8 protein-coding genes and 1 pseudogene are annotated in these 9,942 nt (G+C 67.1%); 7 read left to right on the plus strand and 2 right to left on the minus strand.

The window, feature by feature from the left end:
* The first annotated feature begins 227 nt into the window (after nucleotides 1-227).
* Complete coding sequence (locus tag RB614_RS36420; RefSeq protein WP_308717252.1) at nucleotides 228-1,337, plus strand: serine hydrolase domain-containing protein; 1,110 nt, start codon at nucleotides 228-230, stop codon at nucleotides 1,335-1,337.
* Between the two features lie 587 nt (nucleotides 1,338-1,924).
* Here the strand turns inward: RB614_RS36420 and RB614_RS36425 are convergent.
* Nucleotides 1,925-2,272: a YybH family protein gene (locus tag RB614_RS36425; protein ID WP_308717253.1), complete on the minus strand. Its 348-nt coding sequence runs from the start codon at nucleotides 2,270-2,272 to the stop codon at nucleotides 1,925-1,927.
* A 118-nt stretch (nucleotides 2,273-2,390) separates the two neighbouring features.
* On the opposite strand from RB614_RS36425, the gene RB614_RS36430 reads away from it, so the two are divergent.
* The 5 genes and pseudogenes from RB614_RS36430 (at nucleotide 2,391) to RB614_RS36450 (ending at nucleotide 6,830) form a co-directional block, all read left to right on the plus strand.
* Nucleotides 2,391-3,287: a LysR family transcriptional regulator gene (locus RB614_RS36430; protein ID WP_308717254.1), complete on the plus strand. Its 897-nt coding sequence runs from the start codon at nucleotides 2,391-2,393 to the stop codon at nucleotides 3,285-3,287.
* Between the two features lie 106 nt (nucleotides 3,288-3,393).
* Nucleotides 3,394-3,663 (plus strand): hypothetical protein, encoded by a 270-nt coding sequence (locus RB614_RS36435; RefSeq protein WP_308717255.1) that lies wholly within the window; start codon nucleotides 3,394-3,396, stop codon nucleotides 3,661-3,663.
* Between the two features lie 177 nt (nucleotides 3,664-3,840).
* A complete protein-coding gene (locus RB614_RS36440) occupies nucleotides 3,841-4,644 on the plus strand; it encodes an endo alpha-1,4 polygalactosaminidase (protein ID WP_308717256.1) in 804 nt (267 codons plus the stop codon).
* A gap of 269 nt (nucleotides 4,645-4,913) precedes the next feature.
* Nucleotides 4,914-5,063, plus strand: a pseudogene (locus tag RB614_RS36445) (IS30 family transposase); the annotation flags it as partial.
* A 693-nt stretch (nucleotides 5,064-5,756) separates the two neighbouring features.
* Nucleotides 5,757-6,830, plus strand: a complete 1,074-nt coding sequence (locus RB614_RS36450; RefSeq protein WP_308717257.1) for a hypothetical protein — start codon at nucleotides 5,757-5,759, stop codon at nucleotides 6,828-6,830.
* Nucleotides 6,831-7,457: 627 nt separating this feature from the next.
* Here RB614_RS36450 and RB614_RS36455 read toward each other — a convergent pair.
* On the minus strand, nucleotides 7,458-7,976 hold the full coding sequence (locus RB614_RS36455; RefSeq protein WP_308717258.1) for a hypothetical protein: 519 nt from the start codon (nucleotides 7,974-7,976) through the stop codon (nucleotides 7,458-7,460).
* Between the two features lie 501 nt (nucleotides 7,977-8,477).
* On the opposite strand from RB614_RS36455, the gene RB614_RS36460 reads away from it, so the two are divergent.
* A complete protein-coding gene (locus RB614_RS36460; protein ID WP_308714810.1) occupies nucleotides 8,478-9,821 on the plus strand; it encodes an IS701 family transposase in 1,344 nt (447 codons plus the stop codon).
* Nucleotides 9,822-9,942 lie beyond the last annotated feature (121 nt).

The following is a 9,942-nucleotide window of genomic DNA, read 5'->3' on the forward strand; positions in this document are numbered from 1 at the left end:
ACTCTTGCCGAAGTCGAAGCGTTCGCCGGTCTCCTGGTCGGTATGTTTCCACAGCGGTCGATGGAAACGGCCAGGAAACCTTAACGGGTCTAGACATGTCATCAAGGCCCGGATGGGGGCGCTTCGCGCCCGATACGGGGACGGATGTTCGGCATTTCTCAACGGGCGAGAAGGGTTACCTCGTGAGTCGTAGGAAACTGGCCGGCCTGGCTGGGCTAGCGTGCGCGATGCTGACGTTGGGCGTAGCGACGCAGGCCGTCGCGGACGACACGGACAAGGTTCGGCTTGGGGACGTCGATCGGGCTCTGGCGGAGTTGGTCAAGGGCGACAAGGTGGTCGGTGCCATTGGCGCTGCCTATGTCGACGACAGGAAGGTCGACAAGGGTTCAGCCGGATCCCGCCTGATCGGCGGCAAGGGGGGCAGGATCCCGACCAACGCCCTGTTCCGGATCGGGTCCCAGACCAAGCTCATGACCCAAGTGGCGATCATGAAGCTGGTCTCGGAGGGCAAGATTTCCTTGGATGACAGGCTCAGTGACCTGCTGCCGGTCGTGGTCGAACAGGAGCTGGTGGACTATGCCGACCAGATCACCGTGCAGCAGATGATCCACCACACCTCCGGCATCCCTAACTGGTATGACCCGAAACTGGTCGACATCTTCGACTTCACCACCTATCAGTCACCGATTGAACTGGTGGCGCTGACGAAGGATGTGGAACCCACCGGGTTGCCGGGCGAGAGCTACTCCTACTCCAACAGCAACTACATGCTCCTTGGCTTGATCATCGAGAAGTTCAAGCGCAGCGTGGCGGCCGCGTTCGAGGAGTACATCTTCGAGCCGCTCGACATGGACCGCACCTACCTGCCGGTCGAGTTCCCCGGTGGTATCAAGGGTCCGCACGGCCACGGCTACCACCCGGACGAGAACGGCGAGATGGTCGACGTCGACCAGCTCAACATGAGCTACGGCTACGCCGCCGGCGGCGTCATCTCCAACACCGACGATCTGAGTGCCTTCCACCAAGGGATGGCCGGGGACCTCCTGACGAAAGAGGAGAAGGACGCCCTGAACGCCGGCCGGCCGCGTCCCGGGCCACCGCCGTCTGGTGCGCCCGAGCCGTCCGCGCCCCCCGCCGGGCCCGGTGTAGGCGTGTGCGGCGGACAGTACCAACTGGTGAAGGGTGGCTCGCCCGGTTTCAGCGCCGTCAGCTTCAACAACCAGGACGGCAGTGTTCAGTTCGTCGTGTCCGTCACGCGTGCCGCCGACCAGGACGAACCCGAGATCGACGAGGCGATCACCAAGGCAGCCGAAGCGGTCCTCTGCCCCAAGAGGTAGCGCACCGTCCGACCGCCGTGCTCGCCCTGCCATCCGGGCGTTGGGGTCCACCGAGATGGGGCTTCGTGCTGCATCAGGAACAGAACGTCAGAGGCCAGGCCATCGTGCGGATGGCCGGTGGCCTGGCCTCTCGATCATTCGTCGCTCGTTCGACCGCGACGTGTGGCACCCGTACCCGACTTGGTACGGCCCCACCGGCCTCCGCCAGCCCCGGACGGCCGTACGTATCGCCCTGCTCCGGTGGAGGTGGACCGCCCTGGCTGTGGCGGCGGCCAGCTTCATCCAGGTCCGAGACCCGGGTCGCGTCGTTGCGTCACGTTCGGGTCAACCCCGCCCGCTTCGTGTCGACGATGGACCTTTCCCCACCCTGTGCCGCGCCACTGGTGCCACCACTGCCGGCGGATTAGGAGAAGCAAGGCGACTACCGCGCACGGCCCCAGCAAGATAGTTGAATGGCCTGATCTGGGCGGCTGGGGCAAGGTGCATCGGGGTGTGGTGATCGAGAGGGCGGGACGGGCTCGGTTTCTGTGATCTTTTGGGTGTCGAAGCCGATAACCCCGCTGGAAGATCGTGCCTACTGCCGCAGTTCACCCGGATGCCGGCTTGGTGAACTCTGGTTGGTCAAGCACTCGTAGCCAGGATCCGTCCGGTTGGCGGCGGACCACCTGCGCGCGAGCGCCGGCGCCGTCTTTTGGTGGTGTCGAGGTAAGGGCGAGATCGCCGGAAACGAGGGTCGGCAGTGGCTGCTCCGGCTCGAAGTGTGGCCGGTTCGCGAGCACCTTCTCCCACAGAGCCTGAATCGCCGCACGCCCGACCGTCTGGCCGCCGGGCGGGTAGGCCATGACGGCGTCCTCCTCGTACAGCGCGGCAACGCCCTCGGCGTCGCCAGCGTTGGAGCGTTCGACGAACAGGCGGGTGATGTCTTCGGGCTTCATAGCCTTTGCGTGGTCTGACACGGAGATCCTCTCGACGGTCTTGTCTACGGATCAAGCGTGCCCATCACGCTCCCAGAAGTCCAACAGATGATTTTTCTGAGGGCTAGAATCCCTGGTTATGGAGCTGAGGCAGTTGGAGTACTTCGTTGCGGTCGCTGAGGAAGCGAATTTCACCCGCGCCGCTGAACGGGTACGGATCAGCCAGTCGGGAGTTAGCGCGCAGATCCGTGAGCTCGAACGCGAGCTCGGCGCGACTCTCATCGACCGCTCCACCCGAACCGCAACCCTCACCGACGCCGGCCGGGTCGCGCTCGAACACGCGCGCGCCGCACTCGCCTGCGCCGGCGCGGTGCGACAGGCCGTCGGCGAGGTGACCGGACTCATCCGCGGTCGCCTCACCGTCGGCATGGTCACCGGATGCACGATCACCCTGTTCTTCGACGCTTTGGCCGCGTTCCACCGCGCCCACCCAGGGGTGGAGATCACCCTGCTCGAAGGCAACTCGGTCCGGCTCCTCGACGACGTCCGGTCCGGGGCCGTGGACCTCGCGCTTGTCGGCACCGCCGACCCCACTCCGGCTGGGCTGAACACCCTCACGATCATCAGCGAACGACTCGTCGCCCTTGTCCCACCAGAGCATCCACTCGCCAAACAGGCGACAGTGAGCATCGCTGACATCGCCGACCACCGGCTCGTGTGTATGCCGGAAGGCACCGGCATCCGCACCGTCCTCGACCGCGCCTGCGCCCTCCGTCGAGTTCAGCCGGCCATCGCCGTCCAAGCCAGCGCCGCGGATGCCATCGCCGACCTCGCCGCCCGCGGGCTGGGCGTCGCGATCCTCAGCGAGTCGATGTCGAGTCACTACAAGAGTCGCCTGCGGGCCCTGCGGATCATCGACGTCGGAGATCCAGCCCTGTTGGCCCTGGTCTGGACCGCTACGAAAAGCCCCGCCCTGGATCGGCTGGTCCGACACTGCCATGACACCTTCACCACCCGCCCCGTTCAGGTTGGGTGACGCGCCGAGGATCCTGAGGGGCCGGTAGGCATCGCGGACGCCTAGCAGCATGTCCCACTCGCCGCCGAACTGCACGCCAAGCAGAGCCGCCGCGCTGGAGTGCTCGGTGACGGACCTGACCGGCCAGCCGCACGTCCCGTCCGACCCGACGTCGGAGGTGGCGCACGCCCGCGCAGTGCCAATGTGGCTGGCGCTGCTAAAGGTGGCCCCGGACGCCCGTACGGCGCCAACCACGGTGAAGCTGGCCGAGCGGATGGACCTTCTCGACGCGCACCGCACCCGCTCGGACTGTGCCGCGATCGGGCAACGCCTGCCGGACCTGCACGCCGCAGCAGCAGGGCCGGACAGCCACCAGGTCCGGCAGGCGTTGCGGTGACTGGTCGACGCCACGCATTTTCCATGAGCTCGTTGCCGCGGCGCCGGGGTCCACGTTCCGCCGTTACGGTAGGCATTTGTGAGCGTGTGGAGGCGGCGCGTTGGTGGGCTGGTATTGGTCTGCGGTGTGCTGGGCGCGTGCGCTGACCAGAGTGCGGACTCGGCCGGACCGTCCGCCGTGACCGGGGACGCGCACACTGTCCGGCCGGGCGCCGTCGCGTCTTCGGTCGCCCAGGCAACGACGCAAGGTTGGCGGCTGCCACCGGCCAACGCGGTCCTCGATTACCAGATCGGTGGCCAGTACCCGCCGGCCGACGTGGTCGGTGTGCTCGTCCGAGACCGCGCCGCGGCGCCGGTATCCGGCCGATACACCATCTGCTACGTGAACGCGTTCCAGACTCAGCCCAGCGACAACCCGTGGTGGCAGACGGACCGCGACACCCTGTTGTTGAAGGATCGGGACGGCCAGTACGTCGAGGACCCCGACTGGCCCAGCGAACGGCTGCTGGACATCTCCACGCCAGCTCGGCGAGCCGAGCTGGCCGCCATCGTCGGCAGCTGGTTCGCCGACTGCGCCGCACGCGGCTTCGCCGCCGTCGAGCCGGACAACCTCGACTCCTGGACCCGCTCCCGTGGTCTGCTTTCCCAAGCCGACGCGGTCGCCTTCGCCCGTCTACTCGTTCAAGCCGCGCACTCGCGAGGGCTGGCCGTCGGGCAGAAGAACGCCCCGACCCTGAGTCGGATTGGCCGTAGCGACATCGGCTTCGACTTCGCCCTCGCCGAGGAGTGCGCGGTCTATCGTGAATGCGACCTCTACCAGACCGCGTACGGCAACCAGGTGTACGAAATCGAATACACCGACAACGGCGCCGAAGCCTACCGTCGCGCCTGCACCGACCACGGCGCACACATCTCGGTCATCCTCCGCGACCGGGACGTCGTGCCCAAAGGAACCATCGGCTATCACCACGAGTACTGCTGACCGTGCCAGACCGCCGGCGACGACGTCCATACCCTCCGCGACGTGATGACTGCCGCACCGACGTCAGCCCTCCCGGCCACGAATGTCACGACACCGTCCACCTCGCAGGCATCTATCCCATCCACCAGGTAACCAACCACGGGCTCAAGGCCTTCTCGAACCTTGACTGAGATCCCTACGACGTCACGCCACCTCCAGCCGCCTGAGACCGCGCCGGCCGCATAGCCGATCCCTCGCCCGACCGCGTCAAGCGGCAGGTAAGTGGGCTCCTCGCCCGCTGGAACCGTGACGACCTCGACGCCGTCGCCGCCACACTCAACAACCGTCCACGTAAGACACGCGACTGGAAGACACCAGCCGAAGCAATGAACGAACTGCTACTCTCACTTCAAAACACCGGTGTTGCAACCACCGGTTGAATTCGGTCTCGGCGCCAACTCAGTGATCAAAATCTGCAGCGGCCTGGTCGCGCCAGCGTTCCGCTGGGCGACGCTGCCCGGCGACGACGGGCAGCCACCGTTGCGGGTCGACGCCGTCACCGTTTCTCGGTCTGGAATTGCCCGAGCCAACCCGATTCCAGCCGGCCACGCTGGAGTCGACCGAACAGATCCACCTCTTCGTCAACCTGGCCTACCAGGTGGACGCCGACTGGGCGGACCTGGTCGTCGCAGCGCTGTGCACAGGCTTCCGCTTCGGTGAGATGACCGCGGTCGGGCCGGGAGCGCTGCGAACCCACACGTCGGAAGTGGCCGCTGTCCGCCGATTCAGCGGCGGTCGACTGCTGCCGGGGACCAAGAGCGGCCCGGGTGAGTTCCGCACGGTCCCGTCCCGGAACCAGTCATGGCGATGTTGACCAGGCGGGCCGCCGGCAAGCCGACCGATGCCCTTCTGTTCACCACGAAATCCGGGGGCCGCTGACCCTTCTCCAGCTACTGGAAACGATGGGATCGCCTACGAGCCAAACTCCGCCACCACGGCATCGACCTACACCTGACGGGCCACGGCCTGCGGCACAGCCTGATCAGTGCCCTATACGACGGCAGCGTATGGTCAGATAACCAGCGAAGTCCCCGCCGACCATGCGAACACGGGTCGTGGCTAGGGTGGCCGTCGTGGCGGGTTTGGAGCAGTTGATGCTTGTGCCGGAAAGCGACGCGGTCGCGTGTGTGGGTGCGTCGGCGCGGGTGTTGACCGATCGGGGTGTGACGTACGCGGTCGGGCCGAGTGGCAGCGTGGTCGTTCTGGCCGCTCATGATGATCCGACCCGCAGCGGGGTGTGGAACGCTGAGCGGTGGCGGCTGCTGGGGCCGGTGCCCGACGTGGTCGAGGCGATACTGAACCAGGGCGCGGAGACGTCGAGGCATTTGTTTGTCCGGCTCGGCCAGGACTGCCTTTACCTCGGCACTACCGCGCGGTGCAGGACGGAGTACGCGGACGGTCGTTTGACTGTTGCTGAGCTGTCGATTAGTCCTGCGCTGTCCTATGAGGTGTTGGACCGGGTACGGCCACCGGCGCCCGTCCGGGGGCTGCCTGGCGTCGAGTGGCTTGACCAGTTGCCCGGTGACCGTGTGGCAGCGTTGCGTACGTTTCTGACCGGCTGGTTTCCTGCCCTGCGCACCGTTGCGGGGCTGCCGGTGGGGGCCCGTACCCGGGTGCCTGCGGCCCTGGCTGCCTTCTACTGGCTTGCCCACCACCATCCGGCGCTGCTGGGATCACAGAATCGGATCCTGCCGGCGCATGAGCTGCATGTTGACCAGCACGATGGGCGGCTGGTCTTCGGCGCGGAGAACCAGGGCGTCTTTCAGTGGACGCTCGACCAGGGCCCGGACGACCCTGTGGTGTGGATGGTCGACGGCCATGACGGGCCGGTGGCGATGGCAGAGCCGTTGAGTGGCTTCCTGGTCCAGTTTTCGCTGTTCGAGACCGCGATCGGTGCGACATACCGGGCTGCCGCGTGGGAGGTACCCGAGCCGGTGGTGAGCCGGCTTACCAGCTCACTGGCGCCGGTGCCGCTGCTGCCGTGGCGCTGCTTCGGCCTCACCTCGTTCCATGTCGCCCCCGGGCTGATCGCCTGCGTCACCGACACCGGCAACGGCTTGTACGAGGTGACCGTCGGAGCCTGGCACCGTGCCCTTCTGCGCCCGCTCGCCGAACTCGGCGACGGCTGGCAGCGCTTCGACGGCTGAGCATCGATGGTGGCCGTCCGGCGACGCGGGCCCCACTGCCACAACCGTTCAAGACCAGCAGTAATGGTTGGGGCTGCTGTCTGTCGCGGCATGTCGCGGTGTGGTCACACCCGGCGTGTCGCCGAGGAGGAAGGACGAAGCCCCGGTAGGACACAAGGCCATCTCACGGAGCTCGCTGCTGCTGGAGCCTCGTCTTGGGCCACTGTGTCACTGCCGTCGCCGATAAGGTGGCGGCGGTACCGGTTGTCGCCGTTCCGGCTACGAATGCGTGTCGCGACCTGCCGCAGCTGTCGTACGGTGTGTCGGATGGTCGCTCTGGTCGGGGGGCGGGATCATCCCATCGCGGTTCCAGCACTGCCGCATTGGATCCTGCCGCAGGTGCGCTGGTCTGCCGGCCCGCACCTCCTGCTCCACGACGAGGCCCAAACCTGGCTGTGGGTATGAGCCCGTACGTCGCGCTCGAATCGCGGCATGACAGTGTGCGCAGGGCGAGCGTCGCATACCCGAGGTACGCTTCAACCTTCGCCCACAAACCGAGATGGGAATTGCCGAGTACCATATAGACCGGCGAGTACCCTATAGACCGGGTAGCCAAGAATCATCAACGCGATGCCACCGTACGCTATCTCAGCGTCCCCGTCTATTAGCACGGACGGCGAGCAGCAGGAGGGCAACCAACCCGACCACGCCGGCCACGGCCAGCCCACCGCCAAGCCAGGCCTGGCGCGCGCCCCACAAGCCCGACCTGCGGTCCGGCCGCTCGGCGGCCGGCACCGTGGCCAAGATCTGATCCACCCGGTCCTGGATCTGGCGTTGCTCAGCGCTCGACAGCCCGTCACCGCCCAGCCCTTCGGCCAGGGCCAGCACCTGCTCGTTCTGCGCGTCCGCGAAGCCGGGCAGGTCGTTCCTGGCGTATCCCCCGACGACTCCCGCATACCCTGGTCGGCAGCTCAGCGGCCTTCCATCGGTCACGTCGAGGTGCAGCTGCCGCGCGCCGCCGCATTCGTCGCCGGGGCGTTGGAACTGGACCACATACACCCGATCGGCCGCCCGCTGGTCCAGGAACCCAGCAAGCGCACTCACGCCACCGAACGCGACGAGGCCGACCGAAACGATGGCCACGAGGCAAGCCAGCAACAGACGCAAGGAACCCCCAAGATCCAAGCATCCCGGCGGTGACCCGCCAGTCATGCGCCGCCACGAACCCGACGAGATCTACCACATCCTCGACGGTGAATTCACCCTCTACACCGACGAGGGCGGCAGGCACACGCCGCGTGAGCACCACCGCCGGCCCACCCGATATCACCACAGTGCCGCAAATCGCCGCCCGCGCCGGCATCGAACTCCTCGGCCCGGTTTCCCACCGGGCCCGACTCCGGCTCTACCGACCGCGCCGGCCATCCTGCCGGTCGACACGACCCACATCCTCGCTAAACAGAACGTCCGCACATCGGCAGATCCGGAGGTCGGCGCAGCGACGTGAGGTGTGTTCATCGGCAAGGCGCCGGCGGGCAGCGTCTGGGGGGAGGTCAGCGGCTGGCGGCGTCGAGGGCCGCGGTCTCGTCCGGGTCGAGCGCTAGTAGTGCTTTGTTAGGTCGGCGTGTCGTGGGGTCGTCGGGGTGGTGCGGGTAGTTTCATGCTTCGGTGACTCCGGATGAGCTTTCGGTTGTGCGGCAACGCCTGGAGGCGTTCGCGGCGGACGTGTTCACGCCCTTGGCCCGGTCTGACCAGCGGGTCAAGGGCGAGACGTATCTGCGGGGGCTGTTGCTGGACGGGCGGCGTAAGTCGATGCAGCCGATGGCGGCCCGGCTCGGCGTGGATCATCAGGGGCTGCAGCAGTTCGTGACCACGTCGACGTGGGACACCATGGCGGTGCGGGCGCGGCTGGCCGAGCGGGCGGTAGAGTTGATCGACCCGGTCGCGTGGGTGTTCGATGACACCGGGTTCCCGAAGGACGGCACCGGCTCGCCCGGGGTGGCCCGGCAGTACTCCGGCACCCTGGGCAAGGTCGCCAACTGCCAGATCGGGGTCAGCGTCCACGCGGTCACCGATACGGCGTCGTGCCCGCTGGACTGGCGGCTGTTCCTGCCGGAGTCCTGGGACGCCGCCAAGGCCGGACCGGCCGCGGTCAAGGCGGCCAAGGCCAAGCAGCGTAAGACGTTGACGAATGCACCGCGGGCCACCGCGTCTGTCGAACCGGCCGAGGTCGATGTTGATGCGGTCGCCGCTGCCGCGACCGAGACCGCGCGGCGGCGGCGCCGCAAGGCCGCGATTCCGGAGGATGAGGGCCACCGTCCGAAGTGGATACTGGCAATCGAGATGATCGACGGGCTCGCTGCACACGGATTGCGACCACCCCTGGTCACCGCCGACTCCGGCTACGGCGACAGCGGCCCGTTCCGGGCCGCGCTCGACGAACGCGGCATCCTCTACAGCGTCCAGGTCAAAGGCGAAACCCTCGCCCACCGGTCCGACGCGGAACCCGCGCCACCCACGTGGTCCGGGCACGGCCGCCCACCGACCCGCCCGGACTACCCCGACGACGCGGCCAGCATTGCCCGGCACGTGCTCGACGCCGGCCGCGATGCCGCGACCACGGTCACCTGGCGCGAAGGCAGCAAAGGCATCCTCAGCTCACAGTTCGTGTTCCTACGGGTCCGTCCGGCTGGGCACCGCATCCCCCGCAACCCCGACGGCAGCCTGCCCGAGCGGTGGCTGATCGCGGAATGGCCCGACGACGAGGCCGAACCGGTCACCTACTGGCTATCCAGCCAACCCGCCGACACCGACCCCGTCGACCTGATCCGCACCGCGAAGATCCGCTGGCGGATCGAACACGACTACCGCGAACTGAAAACCGGCCTCGGCCTGGACCACTTCGAAGGCCGCTCCTTCACCGGCTGGCACCGCCACGTCACCCTGGTCACCGCCGCGCACCTGTTCATCACCCTGCTGCGACACGACCCAAAAGCGGCTGCGCCGGCCTGACCCTCTACAAGGTCATCCGCGAGCTGCAATACCTCCTCGCGACCTGGACCGGCGCCTGCCCCACATGCCACCAAACCGTGAAACCCTTACACCACAACCAATCTCGAGTTACCTAACAAAG

Origin of the sequence: Phytohabitans maris, assembly GCF_031085175.1 — a bacterium.
Classification (GTDB): domain Bacteria; phylum Actinomycetota; class Actinomycetes; order Mycobacteriales; family Micromonosporaceae; genus Phytohabitans; species Phytohabitans maris.